Below are 17,340 nucleotides of genomic sequence, written 5' to 3'. Positions count from 1 at the left end.
ACGCCCACACGCCTCCCGCAGGAAGAACCCCGACCCCATGGCCCTCTCCGACACCTCGTCCATCAGCGGGCTGAACGCGCCCACGGCGGCGAACAGCAACAACAACGTCTCCAGTGCCGACAGCGAGCAGCGCTTTCTCAAGCTGCTGGTCACGCAGCTGAACAACCAGGACCCGCTCAACCCGATGCAGAACGCCGAGCTCACTTCGCAGCTCGCGCAGATGAGCACCGTGAGCGGCATCGAGAAGCTCAACGCCACGCTCTCGGGCCTGGTCAACCAGACCGGCGCCAACCAGCTGCTGCAGGCCACTTCGCTCATCGGCTACAACGTGCTGTCGCCCGGCGATGTGCTCACCACCAAGAAGCCCGAAGACGGCAAGGACCCCGCCACGCAGGCCTTCGCCGTGCAGCTGCCGGGCACCGCCGCCGACGTCGAGCTCAAGATCGTCGACAGCACCGGCAAGGTGATCCGCACGCTCGACGCGGGCGCCATGAAGGAAGGCGTCAACGCCGTCACCTGGGACGGCAAGGACGACCTGGGCGTGGCGGTACCGCCGGGCGCCTACCGCTTCACGGTCGATGCCAGCAACAACGGCACGACGGTGAAGGCCACCGCGCTCACCTTCTCGCAGGTGGCCGCCGTGAAGCAGGGCGCCGGCGGCGTCACGCTGGAGCTGGCCTCGGGCGCCAGCATCGGGCTGGGCGACGTGCGCCTGTTCCTCTGAGCTTTCGTCTTCGTCTTCGGCGTGGCCCGCACGGGCTGCGCCCTTCGCACTCTTCTTCCTCGCACCGAACAAGGACCCCCTCATGAGTTTCTCCCAAGGCATCAGCGGACTCGGCGTGGCCGCGGCCAACCTCGACGTCATCGGCAACAACATCGCCAACTCGGGCACGGTGGGCTACAAGTCGGCCGCCGCCACCTTCCAGGACGTGTACGCCGGCTCGCGCGTGGGCCTGGGCGCCTCGGTGTCGGGCGTGACGCAGAACTTCACGCAGGGCGTGACGCAGTCGAGCACGCGTCCCCTCGACGTGGCCATCCTCAACGGCGACGGCTTCTTTCGCCTGGCCAGCCCCAGCGGCGAGGTCTTCTACTCGCGCAACGGCCAGTTCACGCGCGACAAGGACGGCTACATCGTCAACGCGCAGGGCCTGCAGCTCACCGGCTACGGTGCCAACGCCAGCGGCGGCATCAGCGGCGGCACGCCGGGCCCGATCCAGGTGCAGGGCGGCATGATGCCGCCCAAGCCCACGGCCAACATCGACGCGCAGTTCAACCTCGACGCGCGCAGCACGGTGCCCACCAAGACGCCGTTCAACCCCACCGACGCCGCCACCTACAACTACCCGAACGCCATCGGCCCCATCTACGACTCGCTGGGCAACCCGCACGACGTGGCCGTGTACTTCGTGAAGACGGCGGCCAACACCTGGAACGTGTACGGCACCTCCGACGGCGCACCGCTGAACGGCGGTGCCGCGCTGTCCAATGTGAGCTTCGACGCCAAGGGCGTCATGACCGCACCGGCCTCGGGCGCGTTCAACATCGGGCCGCTCACCTTCACCAACGGTGCCTCGCCGCTCACCGCCTCGGTCGACCTCACGGGCACCACGCAGTTCGGCAGCGCCAACGGCATGAGCAAGCTGGGCCAGGACGGCTACAAGTCGGGCGAGCTCACCGCGTTCTCGATCAACCCCGACGGCACCATCACCGGCAAGTTCTCCAACGAGCAGACGCGCCTGCTGGGCCAGGTCGTGCTGTCGTCGTTCGCCAACCCCAACGGCCTGGAGCCCAAGGGCAACAACGTGTGGGCCGAGACGCAGGCCTCGGGCAACGCGCTCACCGGCACGCCGGGCGAAGGCACCAAGGCCGGCTCGCTGGCCTCGGGCGCGCTGGAGTCGTCCAACGTCGACCTGACCTCCGAGCTGGTGAACCTCATCGTCGCGCAGCGCAACTACCAGGCCAATGCGCAGACCGTGAAGACGCAGGACCAGGTCATGCAGACGCTCATGAACATCCGCTGACCGGGAGCATTGCGTGGATCGAATGCTGTATGTCGCCATGAGCGGCGCCAAGCAGGCCATGGAGCAGCAGGCCGTGGTCGCCAACAACATGGCGAACGTCTCGACGCCGGGCTTCCGTGCGCAGATCGCGAACTTCCGCGCCGTGCCCGTGGTCGGCGAGGAAGCGCCCACGCGCGCCTTCGTGGCCGCCACCACGCCCGGCGCCGACTTCACGCACGGCCCGCTCACGCAGACCGGCCGCGCGCTCGACGTGGCCGTGGGCGGTGAAGGCTGGCTGGTGGTGCAGGCGGCCGACGGCAGCGAGGCCTACACGCGCGTCGGCAACCTGCAGATCGGCGCCGACGGCCAGCTCACGACGATGGGCGGGCGCCCCGTGGTGGGCGACAACGGCGCGCTCACCGTGCCGCCGGGTTCGGCCGTGAGCATTGCGTCGAACGGCCTCGTGGGTTCGCGCGACGCGGCCTCGACCACGCTCACCGGCATCGCCGAGGTGGGCCGGCTGAAGCTCGTCAACCCGCCCGTGACCGACCTCGTGCGCGGCGACGACGGCCTGTTCCGCATGCGCGCCGACCTGCCGCCGGCCGAGGCCGACGAGGCCGTCACGCTCATCTCCGGCGCCATCGAGGGCAGCAATGTGCAGCCGGTCGATGCCATGGTGGCCATGATCGCCAACGCGCGCAGCTTCGAGATGCAGATGAAGTCGCTGCAGACCGCCGACATCAACGCGCAGACCGCCAACAAGCTGCTGGCCTACGGCTGACCCTCTTCCAGGAACTCCTTTCAATGATCCGCTCCCTCTACATCGCCAAGACCGGCCTGGACGCGCAGCAGACGCAGCTCGACGTGGTCTCCAACAACCTGGCCAACGTCGGCACCACCGGCTTCAAGCGCAGCCGCGCCGTGTTCGAAGACCTGGTCTACCAGAACCTGCGCCAGGTCGGCGGCCAGAGCTCCGACCAGACGCGCCTGCCTTCGGGCCTGCAGGTCGGCACCGGCGTGCACGTGGTCGCCACCGAGCGCATCCACTCGCAGGGCAACCTCACCAAGACCGACAAGCCGACCGACGTGGCCATCAGCGGCAGCGGCTTCTTCCAGGTGCTGATGCCCGACGGCACCACCTCGTACACGCGCGACGGCTCGTTCCAGACCGACCGCGACGGCCAGCTGGTCACGGCCAGCGGCTTCCCGGTGCAGCCGGCCATCACCATCCCGGCCAACGCCACCAGCATCACCGTGGGCCGCGACGGCATCGTGTCGGTGGTGCAGGCGGGCGGCACCAACACCGTGCAGGTCGGCCAGCTGCAGCTCGCGACCTTCGTCAACCCGACGGGCCTGCAGAGCAAGGGCGAGAACCTGTATGCCGAGACCGACGCCTCGGGCGCACCCAACCAGGTGAACCCCGGCGTGGACGGCGCGGGCACGCTGAGCCAGGGCTATGTGGAGGCCTCCAACGTCAACGTGGTGGAAGAGCTGGTCAACATGATCGCCACCCAGCGTTCGTACGAGATCAACAGCAAGGCGGTCCAGACCTCGGACCAGATGCTGCAGCGCCTGGCCCAGTTGTGATGCAGGCGGGGGTGCGTCTTCTTCGCCGGGCGGCGGCGCTGCTGCTCGCCACCGCGCTGGCCGCCGGCTGCGCGCAGGTGCCGCGCGAGCCGCTGGTACACCAGCCGATGACGGCGCGCGCCGACCAGTACGCGGCGGTGCAGGCGCGCCGCGCGCCGGGTGCGATCTTCCAGGACGGCCCCGGTGCCAACGCGCTGTTCGAAGACCGCCGCCCGCGCAACGTCGGCGACATCCTCACCATCCTCATCAGCGAGAAGGTCAACGCGACCAAGAACTCGGGCGCCAATGCCAGCCGCACGGGCAACACGACCAGCGTGTTCGCGGCCATTCCCAAGCTCATCGGCGGCCTGCTCGACGGGCAGGACACCAAGCTGTCGGGCACCAACACGCTCAACGCCAAGGGCGGCGCCAACGCCAACAACACCTTCAACGGCGTGATCACCGTCACCGTGACCGACGTCATGGCCAACGGCAACCTGCTCGTGAGCGGCGAGAAGCAGATGGGCATCAACCAGGGCACCGAGTACATCCGCTTCTCGGGCGTGGTGAACCCGCGCACCGTGTCGGGCAACAACACCGTGCCTTCGACGCTGGTGGCCGATGCGCGCATCGAGTACTCGGCCAAGGGCTACATCGATGAAGCCCAGCACATGGGCTGGATGCAGCGCATCTTCCTCAACGTGATGCCGTTCTGATGACACACCTCCAGGCTTCACCTACTTTGAATCGCTGGCGCATCGCGGCGCTGTGCGCGCTCCTGTTCATCGCGCCCGCGCATGCGGAACGGCTCAAGGAACTCGCCAGCATCCAGGGCGTGCGCGACAACCCGCTCATCGGCTACGGCCTCATGGTCGGCCTGGACGGCACGGGCGACCAGACGATGCAGACGCCGTTCACCACGCAGAGCCTGAACAACATGCTGCAGCAGCTGGGCATCACGATCCCGCAGGGCGTGAACATGCAGCTGAAGAACGTGGCGGCCGTCATGGTGACGGCCACGCTGCCGTCGTTCGCACGGCCGGGCCAGAACATCGACGTCACCGTGTCGTCGATGGGCAATGCCAAGAGCCTGCGCGGCGGCACGCTGTTGATGACGCCACTCAAGGGCGTGGACGGCGCGACGTATGCCGTGGCGCAGGGCAACATGGTGGTGGGCGGCGCGGGCGCTGCGGCCAACGGCAGCAAGGTGCAGGTCAACCAGCTGAGCTCGGGGCGCATTCCCGCCGGCGCGCTGGTGGAGCGCACGGTCGAGGCGCCGGTGGGCGCGGAGGGCTCCTTCACCATCGAGCTGAACCGCTCCGACTTCGGCACCGCGCAGCGCGCCACGGACGCCATCAACCGCCAGTTCGGCGCCGGCACCGCCGAAGCCATGGACGCGCGCGTGATCCGCGTGCAGGCGCCCGAGCCGCAGCGGCGCGTGGGCTTCCTCGCCCAGCTGCAGGAGCTCGAGGTCACGCCCACGCAGGCGGGCGCGCGGGTGGTGGTGAATGCGCGCACGGGCTCGGTCGTGATGAACCAGGCAGTGCGCGTGAAAGACTGCGCCATCGCGCACGGCAACCTGTCGGTGGTGATCAACACCGAGCCGGTGATCAGCCAGCCGGGCGCGTTCTCGGGCGGCAGCACGGTGGTGGCGCAGACCTCGCAGATTTCCGTCAACCAGGGCGGCGGCGCGATCCAGATGGTGCGCGGCGGCGCCTCGCTGGCCGATGTGGTCAAGGGGCTGAACAGCCTGGGCGCCAACCCGCAGGACCTGGTGTCGATCCTGCAGGCCATGAAGTCGGCCGGCGCTTTGAGCGCCGAGCTCGAGATCATCTGAGGCCGACGGCATGACCATCTCTGCCAACACCGCGTGGAGCGGCGCCGACGCGGCCAGCCGCAGTGGCGCGCTCGACCAGCGTTTTGCACTCGACGTGCAGGGCGTCGATGCGCTGCGGCGCACCGTGCGCACCTCGCCCGAAGAGGGCCTGCAACAGGTCTCGCGCCAGTTCGAGGCCTTGTTCATGAACATGGTGCTCAAGAGCATGCGCGAGGCGACGCCCTCGAGCGGCCTGCTCGACAGCCAGGACCAGAAGGTCTATTTGTCGATGTTCGATCAGCAGCTCACGCAGAATCTCTCGGGGCGCGGCGTGGGGCTGGCCGAGGCGATGCTGGCGCAGCTGCGGCGGCAATTGCCTTCGGCGGCGACCGAAGCCGACGATGGCATCGGCACACGGCCCATGTCGCTGGAGCCGCCCGCCGGCCTGCCGTACGGCCCGCGCGCGGGCATCCCCATCGGCTCGGCGCCCGGTGCGCGCGTGTCGACCGCGGCCGACCTCGGTGTCTATCAAGTCAGGAGCGGCCCCGCGCCGGCCGCGAACGCCTCGCTGCAAGGCCAGGTCGATGCGTTCGTGGACCGCATGGGCGCTTCGGCGCAGGCGGCCAGCGCCGCCAGCGGCGTGCCCGCGCCGCTGATCCTGGCGCAGGCCGCGCTCGAATCCGGCTGGGGCAAGCGCGAGATCCGCGCCGACGACGGCACGCCCAGCTTCAACCTCTTCGGCATCAAGGCCGACAAGGGCTGGAAGGGCGCGACGGTGGAGACCACCACCACCGAATACATCGACGGCGAGCCGCAGAAGGTGCGCGCGAAGTTCCGCGCCTACGCCTCCTACGAGGAGGCCTTCACCGACTACGCGCGCTTCATCACGCGCAACCCGCGCTACGCCAACGTGCTGGCCACCGCCGATCCGGCGCAGGCCGCGCACGGCCTGCAGCGCGCGGGCTACGCCACCGACCCGAAGTACGGCGAGAAGCTGGTTCGCATCATGCAGAAGTTCGGCTGAGCCGCTCGCACAGCCTGACTGCCCGGACCCGAGAACAACGACACGAGAGGCCCCGAGAGGAGACAAGCGAATGACGGTAAAAAATTGGACGATCGGAATGCGGCTGGGCGCCGGCTTTGCGCTGGTGCTGGCGCTGCTGGTGGCCGTGGCGGGCATCGGCGTGCTGCGGCTGCAAGACGTGGGCGAGGCCACGAAGGAGCTGGCCTCGCGCACTTTGTCGAAGGAGCGCCTGGCCGCGGCCTGGCAGCTGGGCACCGCCACCAACAGCGTGCGCACCTTCTCGCTGCTCAAGAGCGACGACGCGCAGGTGCAGGCGCATCTGCAAAAGCAGATCGCCGCCACCAGCGCCACCATCTCCGAGACGCAGAAGGCGCTCGAGGCGCTGCTCACCACGCCGGAAGAGCTGGCACTGAGCGCCGACATCCAGAAGCGGCGCGGCGAGTACGTCGTGCTGCGCCAGCAGATCCTCCAGCTGAAGACCGAAGGCCGCAAGGACGAGGCCGCGACGCGCACCGACACGCAGCTGCTGCCGATGCTCGACGGCTACGACGCAAGCATCCGCGCCATGGTGACGCACCAGCAGCAAGAGATCGACAAGAGCGCCGCCACCATCGACGCGCAGTACCAGGCAGGCCGGCTCTACATCGTCGCGCTGGCCGTGGCCGCGCTCGCGCTGGGCGCGGTGCTCGCATGGATGCTCACGCGCAGCATCGCCGATCCGGTCGCCGAGGCGCTGCTGATCGCCGAGACCGTGGCCTCCGGCGACCTGAGCCAGGAGTTCGAGACCGAGCGCGGCGGCGACTTCGGCCGGCTGCTGCGCGGCATGGGCGAGATGGAAGACACGCTCACCGACCTCGTGACGCGCATCAAGGCCTCGACCGATTCGATCGCGGTGGCGTCGCGGCAGATTGCGGCGGGCAACCAGGATCTGTCGTCGCGCACGGAAGAGCAGGCGAGTTCGCTGGAGCAGACGGCGGCGTCGATGGAAGAGCTGACCTCGACGGTCAAGCAGAACGCGGACAACGCACGTCAAGCGAACCAGCTGGCCGTCTCTGCTTCGGAAGTCGCAGTGAAGGGTGGGGCGGTCGTGTCGCAGGTCGTGGACACGATGGGGTCGATCAATGCGTCGTCCAGGAAGATCGTGGACATCATCGGCGTGATCGATGGCATCGCGTTCCAGACGAACATCCTGGCGCTGAATGCGGCGGTGGAAGCCGCTCGCGCCGGTGAACAAGGTCGAGGCTTTGCAGTGGTCGCTTCCGAAGTTCGCAGCTTGGCCCAACGCTCCGCAGCCGCCGCCAAGGAAATCAAGACCCTGATCGGCGACTCGGTGGAAAAGGTCGAGGAAGGCAGCAAGCAGGTCGCAGAAGCCGGCCGCACGATGGAAGAGATCGTCGGCAGCGTCAAGCGCGTGACCGACATCATGGGCGAGATCACGGCCGCGAGCCAGGAACAGACCTCGGGCATCGAACAGATCAACCAGGCGATCACGCAGATGGACCAGGTGACGCAGCAGAACGCGGCGCTGGTCGAAGAAGCCTCTGCGGCAGCGCAGTCGCTGCAGGAGCAGGCCGGCGCCCTGGTGGAGGCCGTGAGCACCTTCAAGCTCGACGCCGACGAAGCCGTCGCGGCTTGAACTTCCCGTGTCTACGAACCTTCATCCGAAAGCCCTGCGCCGCGTCGGCATGGGCTTCGCCGCATTGCTCCTGCTGCTGGCCGTGGCGCTCTTCCTCGGCTTCCATGTCGGCACTGGCTGCGCCTGGGCGCTCCATGCCGTGTGGGCGCTGGCGGGCGCCGCCGGCCTGACGGGCCTGGGTCTCGCGGGCCTCGCGGCACACGCACGGGCCCATTCGAGCCGTCACGACGCCAAGGTGGCCGAGCGGCTGGACCGGGTGTTCCAGCACGTCAACGCCACCGACGCCTGACAGAGAACGCATGCGCCCGCGCCCCGATCCGCACCGATATTCAGAAAAAAGACTCAAGTCTGGCGGCGCGCTGCCGATAACAGGGAGACGGGGTGGCGCAGGCCGTTGCCCCGCCATGCCGTCATGTCATGCCGGTGGCCCGCCGCGCGATGCGGCCACCGTCCCCCGTTATTGAAGGAAGAGAAGCGCAATGAGTTTGAAGGATCTGAAAATCGGCACCCGCCTCGGGCTCGGCTTCGCGGTGCTGCTGCTGCTGATGGCGTTCATTGCGGGCACGGGCGTGCTGCGCCTCACGAACGTGGGCCAGGCCACCGACGAGATGGTGCAGGGCGCGCTGGTCAAGGAGCGGCTGGCGGCCGAATGGCTCAGCCTGCTCAAGTCGAACACGGTGGCCAACTACGCGATGGTCAAGACCACCGACCCCGAGGTGGCGGCCTATTTCGCCAAGCTCCAGGCGGCGGGTTCGGCGCGCATCACGCCGGCGCAGAAGCAGCTGGAAGCCATGCTCGCGACGCCGGAAGAAAAGGCGCTCTATGCCGCGGTGGTCGCGGCGCGCGTCGTCGTGCTCGAGACCGTGGGCATGCTCAACAAGCTCAAGGACGAGAAGAAGATCGACGAAGCCAATGTGCTGGTCGACACCAAGTTCAGCGCAGCGCTCGCCGTCTACGCCGGCGCCGTCGAAAACCTGGCCAACCATCAGCGCGAGAAGATCGACGCCGCCGCCAAGGGCATCGCGGCCGACCACACCGAAGGCCGCACCACGCTGCTCGTGCTGTCGGCCATCGCGCTGGTGCTGGGCGCGCTGTTCGCGTGGCGCCTCACGCTGGGCATCGTGCGCCCTCTGGGCCATGCACTCGAAGTGGCCGAGACGGTGGCCGCAGGCGACCTGAGCGCGAACATCCGCGTGGACAGCCGCGACGAAGCGGGCCAGCTGATGCAGGCGCTGAAGGACATGAACGCCAACCTGGCGAAGGTGGTGGGCGAGGTGCGCACGGGCACGGAGACCATTGCCACCGCGTCGGGACAGATCGCCTCGGGCAACCAGGACCTGTCGTCGCGCACGGAAGAGCAGGCGAGTTCGCTGGAGCAGACGGCGGCGTCGATGGAAGAGCTGACCTCGACGGTGAAGCAGAACGCGGACAACGCGCGGCAGGCGAACCAGCTGGCGGTTTCTGCTTCGGAAGTCGCAGTGAAGGGCGGCGCCGTGGTGTCGCAGGTGGTGGACACGATGGGCTCGATCAATGCCTCGTCGAAAAAGATCGTCGACATCATCGGCGTGATCGACGGCATCGCATTCCAGACCAACATCCTGGCGCTGAACGCTGCTGTGGAAGCTGCGCGCGCTGGTGAGCAAGGTCGCGGCTTCGCAGTCGTGGCCTCCGAAGTTCGCAGCCTCGCACAGCGCTCCGCCGCAGCAGCCAAGGAAATCAAGACCCTGATCGGCGACTCGGTGGAAAAGGTCGAAGAAGGCAGCAAGCAGGTCGCCGAAGCCGGCCGCACGATGGAAGAAATCGTGGGCAGCGTCAAGCGCGTGACCGACATCATGGGCGAGATCACTGCCGCGAGCCAGGAGCAGACCTCGGGCATCGAGCAGATCAACCAGGCGATCACGCAGATGGACCAGGTGACGCAGCAGAACGCGGCGCTGGTCGAAGAAGCCTCGGCCGCGGCGCAGTCGCTGCAGGAGCAGGCGGGCAGCCTGTCGCAGGTCGTCGGCGTGTTCCGCCTCGGCGGCAGCAGCAGCCACGGCAACGCGCTGGCCCTGGCCTGAAGGCGACGCACCGGCCATGCGTGTCAACCTGCCCGTCACCGACATCGAATACGAACTCTCGAAGGAAGAGGCCCTGGTGTCCCGCACCGACCTCAAGGGCCGCATCACCTACGTCAACCCGGCCTTCGTCGCGGCCAGCGGCTTCACGGCCGCCGAACTCCTGGGCAAGGCGCACAACATCGTGCGCCACCCCGATGTGCCGCCCGAGGCCTTCGCCGACCTGTGGCGCACGCTCGACCAGGGCCTGCCCTGGACCGGCCTGATCAAGAACCGGCGCAAGAACGGCGACTTCTATTGGGTGCTCGCCAACGTCACGCCGATCCGCCATCAGGGCCGCGTGGAGGGCTACATGTCCGTGCGCAGCCGTCCCGCGCGCGACGACGTGGCCGCCGCCGATGCGCTCTACCGCCGCATGCGCGAGGGCGAGGCCAAGGGCCTCGAACTGTTGCAGGGCGAGGTGGTGCGCAGCGGCTGGGCCCATCCGTTGGCGCGGCTGCGGCGCATTCCGGTGCGGCGCCGCGTGTTCGGCGTGACCGTCGCGGCGGCGGCGTTGTCAGCGGGCCTGGGCGTGATGGGCTGGATGGAAGCGTCCCGACTGGTGGCAGCGTCCGGCGCGCACAGCTGGCTGCCCACCGCCGTGGCAGCGGGCGGCCTTGGCGCCGCGCTGGCGTGGCTGGGCCTCGGTGCGTTCCTCGGGCGCACGGTGTTCCGTCCGCTCGATGAAGCCATCGAGGTGGCGCGGACCATCGCCGGCGGCGACCTCGTGCGCTTCACGGTGCGGCCTGGCGATGAGATCGCGGGCCTGCTGCGCGCGCTGAACCAGATGAGCGCCAACCTCTTTGCCATCGTCGCGGACGTGGGCGCGAACGTCGCGGGCGTGATGTCGGCGTCGAGCCAGATCGCCTCGGGCAACGAGGACCTGTCCTCGCGCACCGAGCAGCAGGCCAGCTCGCTGGAGCAGACGGCCGCGTCGATGGAAGAGCTGACCTCGACCGTGAAACAGAACGCCGACAACGCCCTGCAGGCGAACCAGCTGGCCGTTTCCGCTTCGGAGGTGGCAGTCAAGGGCGGCGCCGTGGTCTCGCAGGTCGTGGACACGATGGGCTCGATCAACGCCTCGTCGAAAAAGATCGTCGACATCATCGGCGTGATCGACGGCATCGCGTTCCAGACCAACATCCTCGCGCTGAACGCGGCCGTCGAAGCGGCCCGTGCGGGCGAGCAGGGCAAGGGCTTTGCGGTGGTCGCGTCGGAAGTGCGCAGCCTGGCGCAGCGCTCGGCCGCCGCCGCGAAAGAAATCAAGACCCTCATCGGCGACTCGGTGGAGAAGGTCGAGGCGGGCAGCAAGCAGGTGGCCGAGGCCGGCCGGACCATGCAGGAGATCGTCGGCAGCGTGAAGCGCGTGACCGACATCATGGGCGAGATCACGACGGCGAGCCAGGAGCAGACCTCGGGCATCGAGCAGATCAACCAGGCCATCGCGCAGATGGACCAGGTGACGCAGCAGAACGCCGCGTTGGTCGAGGAAGCGTCGGCCACGGCGCAGTCGCTGCAGGAACAGGCGGAGGGCCTGGTCCGGGCCGCAGGGGTATTCAGGACCGGGGCGGGCGAGGGTGCCGGCGCCCGGGATGCGTATTGAACGAGGAGAAGAACACATGTTGAACAACACCAGAGACACATCACCGCGATCGAATGGCGCGGCGCCGTCCGCGTCCACCGCGGCCAACCGCCTGGAGGTCGTGACCTTCAAGCTCGGCGACGAGGAATACGGCATCGACATCCAGAAGGTGCAGGAGCTGCGCGGCTACGACGCCGTGACACGCATCGCGAACGCGCCGGACTACATCAAGGGCGTGGTCAACCTGCGCGGCATCATCGTGCCGATCATCGACATGCGCATCAAGTTCGAGCTGGGCGCGCCCACCTACGACCAGTTCACGGTGGTGATCGTGCTGAACATCTCGGGCCGCGTGGTGGGCATGGTGGTGGACAGCGTGTCCGACGTGATCACGCTCACGGCCGAGCAGATCAAGCCGGCGCCCGAGATGGGCTCGGTGCTCGACACCGACTACCTGATCGGCCTGGGCACGCTGGACGAACGCATGCTGATCCTGGTGGACATCGACCGGCTGATGTCCAGCGAAGAAATGGGCCTCATCGAAGCCGCCGCCACCGTGTGAGGACCACCCCATGACATTCTTTTCGAACCTTCGCATCGGCACCCGCCTGACCCTCGCCTTCGGCATCGTGCTCGGGTTGTCGGTGATCTCCAGCGCCGTGGCGCTGGTCTCCGCGCACAGGAACGCCGAAGCCACGCGCATCATGATGCAGAGCCCGCTGGCCAAGGAGCGGCTCATTGCCGACTGGTACGTGCTGACCTACTCGGCCATCGCGCGCACCTCGATGATCGCGCGCACCACCGACGAGGCGCTGCCGATGCTGTTCGCCGACGTGATCTCCGAGAGCGTGAAGAAGGGCACCGAGACCATGGCCAAGGTCGAGGCGCTGCTGGTCACCGACGAAGAAAAGGCGACCTACAAGTCCATCGTCGAGTTGCGCGCCAAGTACCAGGCCGCCAAGGACGACGTGACCCGCGCCAAGGCCAGCGGCAACACGGTCGAGACCGTGCGCGCCTACCAGCTGTCGTTCCAGCCGGCCGCCAAGGCCTACGAAAATCGCGTGCTCGAGCTGCTGGCCATCGAACGCCGCGCCATCGACGACATGAGCCACGCCATCGACGCGGCGAATGCGAAGAGCTTCAACCTGCGTCTGCTGCTGACGGCGCTCACGGTGCTGCTGGGCGGCCTGTTCGCCTTCTTCATCTCGCGCAGCATCGTGCGCCCGCTGGCCAAGGCCGTGGGCGTGGCCGAGACGGTGGCGGCCGGCGACCTGAGCGCGAACATCCGCGTGGACAGCCGCGACGAGACGGGCCAGCTCATGCAGGCGCTGAAGGACATGAACGCCAACCTGGCGAAGGTGGTGGGCGAAGTGCGAACGGGCACGGAGACGATCGCCACGGCCTCGGGGCAGATCGCTTCGGGCAACCAGGACCTGTCGTCGCGCACGGAAGAGCAAGCCAGCTCGCTGGAGCAGACGGCGGCGTCGATGGAGGAATTGACTTCGACGGTGAAGCAGAACGCGGACAACGCACGGCAGGCGAACCAGTTGGCGGTGTCGGCTTCGGAAGTGGCAGTGAAGGGCGGCGCCGTGGTCTCGCAGGTCGTGGACACGATGGGCTCGATCAATGCATCTTCCAAGAAGATCGTCGACATCATTGGCGTGATCGACGGCATCGCATTCCAGACCAACATCTTGGCGCTGAATGCGGCGGTTGAAGCTGCAAGAGCAGGCGAGCAGGGCCGAGGCTTTGCCGTCGTGGCTTCTGAAGTCCGCAGCCTCGCCCAACGCTCCGCCGCAGCCGCCAAGGAAATCAAGACCCTGATCGGCGACTCGGTGGAAAAGGTCGAAGAAGGCAGCAAGCAGGTCGCCGAAGCCGGCCGAACGATGGAAGAGATCGTGGGCAGCGTGAAGCGAGTGACGGACATCATGGGCGAGATCACCGCCGCGAGCCAGGAGCAGACCTCGGGCATCGAGCAGATCAACCAGGCGATCACGCAGATGGACCAGGTGACGCAGCAGAACGCGGCGCTGGTCGAAGAGGCGTCGGCCGCCGCGCAGTCGCTGCAGGAACAGGCCGGCAGCCTCGTGCAGGCCGTGAGCGTCTTCAAGCTCGACGCGAACGCGGTCGCAACGACCCGCGCCAGCTTCACGCGCATCACGCCGATTCCCAAGCCGCCGAAGCCGACGCCCAAGCCGCGCGCCAAGGCGCTGCCCGCGCGCCGCGAACCGGCGGGCACACCACAGCTCGCCATGGCCGGCGACGCCAAGGGCGACTGGTCCGAGTTCTGAGCCAGGCGCAATGACACCGCGCGCCCTCAACTTCGGGCGCGCGCTGCCGATAACCATGGGGAGGCATCGTGCGATGCCGCTCCCCCACACCCCTTTGACAGGTAAAGCCTTATGTCCGGAAGCATGTTCTACACAGGTCTGAGCGGCCTCGCGGTCGCCCGCACCGCGCTGATGACCACGGCCCACAACACCGCCAACGTGTACACGGCCGGCTACAGCCGCCAGATCGCGCAGATCGCCTCGGCCGGCGGCATTGCCAGCGGCTCGGGCTTCATCGGCTCGGGCGCCAACGTGACGACCGTGTCGCGCAGCTACGACCGCTACCTCACGGTGCAGCTGGCCACCGCGCAGTCGCAGTCGGCCGCGCTCGCCACCAACGGCGTGCAGGTCAACCGCATCGACCAGCTGCTGGCCGACAAGACCTCGGGCATCGCGCCGCTGATGCAGAGCTTCTTCACCAGCGTGCAGGGCGTGGCCAACACGCCGGCCGACCCGGCGGCGCGCCAGCAGATGATCAGCGCGGCGCAGTCGCTGGCCAGCAAGTTCCGCGCGACCGACCAGTACCTGGCGGACCTGAACACCTCGGTCAACGAGCAGATCGTGGGCAGCGTGAGCCAGATCAACACCTACGCCGCCAAGATCGCCAGCCTGAACCAGCAGATCAGCCAGATGAGCGCGGTGGCCGGCGGCCAGGCGCCGAACGACCTGCTCGACCAGCGCGACCAGCTCGTGAGCGAGCTGAGCCAGGTGGTCGACGTGCGCGTGCTGCAGCAGGACAACGGCAAGTACAACGTGTTCATCGCCACCGGCCAGTCGCTGGTGGTGGGCGACCATGCCTCCAAGATGGCGGCGGTGACGTCGTCGGCCGACCCCACGCGCCAGGTGGTGGCGCTGTCGGGCTTTGCCGGCAACACCGTCGAGCTGGACGACAGCGCCTTCACCGGCGGCGTGCTCGGCGGCCTCATGGCCTTCCGCAAGGACACGCTGATCCCCACGCAGAACGCCGTCGGCCGGCTCGCCATGTCGGTGGCCGACGCGGTGAACGCACAGCACAAGCTCGGCGTGGACCTGAACGGCGCGCTGGGCCAGAACTTCTTCTCGCAGGCCGTGCCGGGCACGATCGCCAATGCCGGCAACAGCGGCAACCTCGAGCTGGGCGCCACGCTGACCGATGCGTCCAAGCTCACCACGAGCGACTACAACGTGAGCGTCACCGACGTGGCGGGCACGCTCACCTACACGGTCACGCGGCTGTCGGACAAGACGCCGATGGGCAGCTTCACCACCTTCCCGATCAGCTTCGACGGCGTGAGCCTCACGGCCGCGAGCGGCGCGGCGCAGGCCGGCGACTCGTTCCTGGTGCAGCCCACGCGCACCGGCGCGCGCGACCTCGAGGTGCTGGTGCGCGACCCGGCCAAGGTGGCCGCCGCCTCGCCCGTGATCACCGGCAACACCGCGGGCAACAAGGGCAGCGGCGCGCTGGGCGCGGCCAGCGTCGATGCCGCCTACCCGGGCTCGCCGCTGGCCGGCAACGTCACGCTGAGCTTCAACGCGGGCACCGGCACGCTGTCGGGCTTTCCGGCCGGCTCGGCCGTGACCGTCACGCTGGCCAACGGCACCGCCACCAGCTACCCGGCCGGCACGCCCGTGCCCTACACGGCCGGCGCGAAGATGAGCTTCGACGGCATCACCGTGGCCATGACGGGCGCGCCCGCGCAGGGCGATACCTTCACCATCGGCAAGAACACCGGGGGCGTCTCCGACGGCGGCAATGCGCTGCTGCTGGGCGCGCTGCAGCGCAAGACCACCATGTCGAACGGCACCGCGACCTTCAACGGCGCCTACTCGCAGCTGGTGAGCGACGTCGGCAACCGCGCCATGTCGATCAAGGTGGCCGCCGTCACGCAGGACAGCGTGATCGGCCAGATCAAGGCCAGCCAGCGCGCGATTTCCGGCGTGGTGCAGGACGAGGAAACCGGCAACCTGCTGATGTTCCAGCAGATGTACCAGGCCAACGCCAAGGTGATCCAGACCGCCTCGGCGATGTTCGACGCCATCCTCGGCATCCGTAGCTGAACCCTTTTGTACAGATTCCAGGACCCGCGATGCGCATCAGCACCCAATCCTTCTACGAACAGAGCCTGCAGTCGATGGGCCTGCAGCAGCAGAAGCTGTTCAAGGTCCAGCAGCAGCTGGCGACCAACTCCAAGTTCCTGTCGGCCGGCGACGACCCGGTGGGCGCGGCGCGCGCGCTCGGCGTGAGCCAGACGCTGGCGGAGGGCGCCCAGTTCGCCACCAGCCGCCAGCGCGCGGCGCTGGCGCTGTCGACCGAAGAGAACGCACTCGACTCGGTGACGTCGATCCTGCAGCACGTGAAGACGCTGGTCGTGCAGGCCGGCGGCGGCGGCCTGTCGGACGCCGATCGCGGCTCGCTTGCCACGGCCATCCAGAGCAGCCTGGAGCAGCTCGTGGGCGTGGCCAACAGCGACAACGGCAGCGGCCAGTACCTGTTCGCCGGCTACAAGAGCGGCAGCCCGCCCTTCGTGATGGCCGCCGGCGGCGGTGTGCAGTACGTGGGCGACCAGGGCGAGCGGCTGATGCAGATCGACGTGGCGCGCCAGATGTCGACCTCGGACGACGGCCGCAGCATCTTCCAGTCGGTGCAGGGCGGTGCGGGCTACGTGACCTCGGGCTCACCTGCCAACACCGGCTCGGGCGTGTTCGGCGCGGTGAGCATCACCGACGCCACCGCACCGAACTACGGCAAGGACTTCACCATCCGCTTCACCGGCACCGACTACACGGTGATGACCAAGGACACGCCGCCCGTGGTCGCCGCGAGCGGCCTGTTCACCGCCGGCACCCCGATCTCGTTCGGCGGCGTGCAAATCGCGATCAGCGGCACGCCGGCCAACGGCGACAGCTTCGACGTGTCGACCGCGCAGAACGCCGGCACCGACATCTTCGCGGCCCTGGGCGAGTTGGTGACGGCGCTGCGCGCACCGCTCAACGGTGGTGGCGCGGCGGCCCAGGCGCAGCTGCGCAACGCCTTGAGCACCGCCAACGTGAAGGTCACGAACGCGCACGACAACGTGCTCACCGTGCTGTCGTCGGTGGGCTCGCGCCAGGTCGAGCTGCAGGCGCTCGACAGCGCCGGCGCGATGAACAAGCTGCAGGAAGAAAGCTACCTGTCGTCGATCGAGGACCTCGATCCGTACACGGCGATTTCCGAGTTCTATCAGCGGCAGTCGTCGCTGCAGGCGACGCAGATGACGTTTGCCAAGTTGAACAGCATTTCGCTCTTCAACTACCTGTGAGGGTGGGGTGGC

Annotated in this window: 15 protein-coding genes; all 15 read left to right on the top strand. The window is 68.1% G+C overall.

The window, feature by feature from the left end; translation table 11 throughout:
• Nucleotides 1-37: 37 nt before the first annotated feature.
• On the top strand, nucleotides 38-724 hold the full coding sequence (locus AC07Q9_RS04275; protein WP_495307590.1) for a flagellar hook assembly protein FlgD: 687 nt from the start codon (nucleotides 38-40) through the stop codon (nucleotides 722-724).
• 82 nt (nucleotides 725-806) lie between these two features.
• Nucleotides 807-2,021: a flagellar hook protein FlgE gene (flgE, locus tag AC07Q9_RS04270; RefSeq protein ID WP_495307588.1), complete on the top strand. Its 1,215-nt coding sequence runs from the start codon at nucleotides 807-809 to the stop codon at nucleotides 2,019-2,021.
• 13 nt (nucleotides 2,022-2,034) lie between these two features.
• Nucleotides 2,035-2,781 (top strand): flagellar basal body rod protein FlgF, encoded by a 747-nt coding sequence (locus AC07Q9_RS04265; RefSeq protein ID WP_495307586.1) that lies wholly within the window; start codon nucleotides 2,035-2,037, stop codon nucleotides 2,779-2,781.
• Between the two features lie 23 nt (nucleotides 2,782-2,804).
• Nucleotides 2,805-3,587, top strand: a complete 783-nt coding sequence (gene flgG, locus AC07Q9_RS04260) for a flagellar basal-body rod protein FlgG (protein ID WP_070061530.1) — start codon at nucleotides 2,805-2,807, stop codon at nucleotides 3,585-3,587.
• Nucleotides 3,587-4,282, top strand: a complete 696-nt coding sequence (locus AC07Q9_RS04255) for a flagellar basal body L-ring protein FlgH (RefSeq protein ID WP_369631745.1) — start codon at nucleotides 3,587-3,589, stop codon at nucleotides 4,280-4,282. The genes flgG and AC07Q9_RS04255 overlap by 1 nt, the downstream gene beginning before the upstream one ends.
• Nucleotides 4,282-5,403, top strand: coding sequence for a flagellar basal body P-ring protein FlgI (locus AC07Q9_RS04250; protein WP_495307584.1), 1,122 nt, complete (start codon nucleotides 4,282-4,284; stop codon nucleotides 5,401-5,403). The genes AC07Q9_RS04255 and AC07Q9_RS04250 overlap by 1 nt, the downstream gene beginning before the upstream one ends.
• A 10-nt stretch (nucleotides 5,404-5,413) precedes the next feature.
• The gene (flgJ, locus tag AC07Q9_RS04245; RefSeq protein ID WP_495307582.1) at nucleotides 5,414-6,406 is read left to right on the top strand and encodes a flagellar assembly peptidoglycan hydrolase FlgJ; all 993 of its coding nucleotides are present in this window, start codon (nucleotides 5,414-5,416) and stop codon (nucleotides 6,404-6,406) included.
• Nucleotides 6,407-6,476: 70 nt separating this feature from the next.
• Nucleotides 6,477-8,042, top strand: coding sequence for a methyl-accepting chemotaxis protein (locus tag AC07Q9_RS04240; RefSeq protein ID WP_495307579.1), 1,566 nt, complete (start codon nucleotides 6,477-6,479; stop codon nucleotides 8,040-8,042).
• 7 nt (nucleotides 8,043-8,049) lie between these two features.
• Entirely contained in the window at nucleotides 8,050-8,331 is a 282-nt protein-coding gene (locus AC07Q9_RS04235) for a hypothetical protein (protein WP_495307577.1), read from the top strand.
• 190 nt (nucleotides 8,332-8,521) lie between these two features.
• Nucleotides 8,522-10,102: a methyl-accepting chemotaxis protein gene (locus AC07Q9_RS04230; protein ID WP_495307575.1), complete on the top strand. Its 1,581-nt coding sequence runs from the start codon at nucleotides 8,522-8,524 to the stop codon at nucleotides 10,100-10,102.
• A 16-nt stretch (nucleotides 10,103-10,118) separates the two neighbouring features.
• Nucleotides 10,119-11,741 carry a methyl-accepting chemotaxis protein gene (locus AC07Q9_RS04225; protein ID WP_495307573.1) on the top strand — a complete coding sequence of 541 codons (1,623 nt, stop codon included), beginning with the start codon at nucleotides 10,119-10,121 and terminating at the stop codon, nucleotides 11,739-11,741.
• A gap of 16 nt (nucleotides 11,742-11,757) precedes the next feature.
• Complete coding sequence (locus tag AC07Q9_RS04220; RefSeq protein WP_495307571.1) at nucleotides 11,758-12,282, top strand: chemotaxis protein CheW; 525 nt, start codon at nucleotides 11,758-11,760, stop codon at nucleotides 12,280-12,282.
• A gap of 10 nt (nucleotides 12,283-12,292) precedes the next feature.
• A complete protein-coding gene (locus AC07Q9_RS04215) occupies nucleotides 12,293-14,011 on the top strand; it encodes a methyl-accepting chemotaxis protein (protein ID WP_495307569.1) in 1,719 nt (572 codons plus the stop codon).
• A gap of 123 nt (nucleotides 14,012-14,134) precedes the next feature.
• A complete protein-coding gene (flgK, locus tag AC07Q9_RS04210; protein WP_495307567.1) occupies nucleotides 14,135-16,087 on the top strand; it encodes a flagellar hook-associated protein FlgK in 1,953 nt (650 codons plus the stop codon).
• A 29-nt stretch (nucleotides 16,088-16,116) separates the two neighbouring features.
• The gene (gene flgL / locus AC07Q9_RS04205) at nucleotides 16,117-17,328 is read left to right on the top strand and encodes a flagellar hook-associated protein FlgL (RefSeq protein WP_495307565.1); all 1,212 of its coding nucleotides are present in this window, start codon (nucleotides 16,117-16,119) and stop codon (nucleotides 17,326-17,328) included.
• Nucleotides 17,329-17,340 lie beyond the last annotated feature (12 nt).

Source organism: Variovorax sp. GW821-FHT09A10 (genome assembly GCF_059418385.1).
This window is presented reverse-complemented; position numbering and strand designations above follow the sequence as displayed.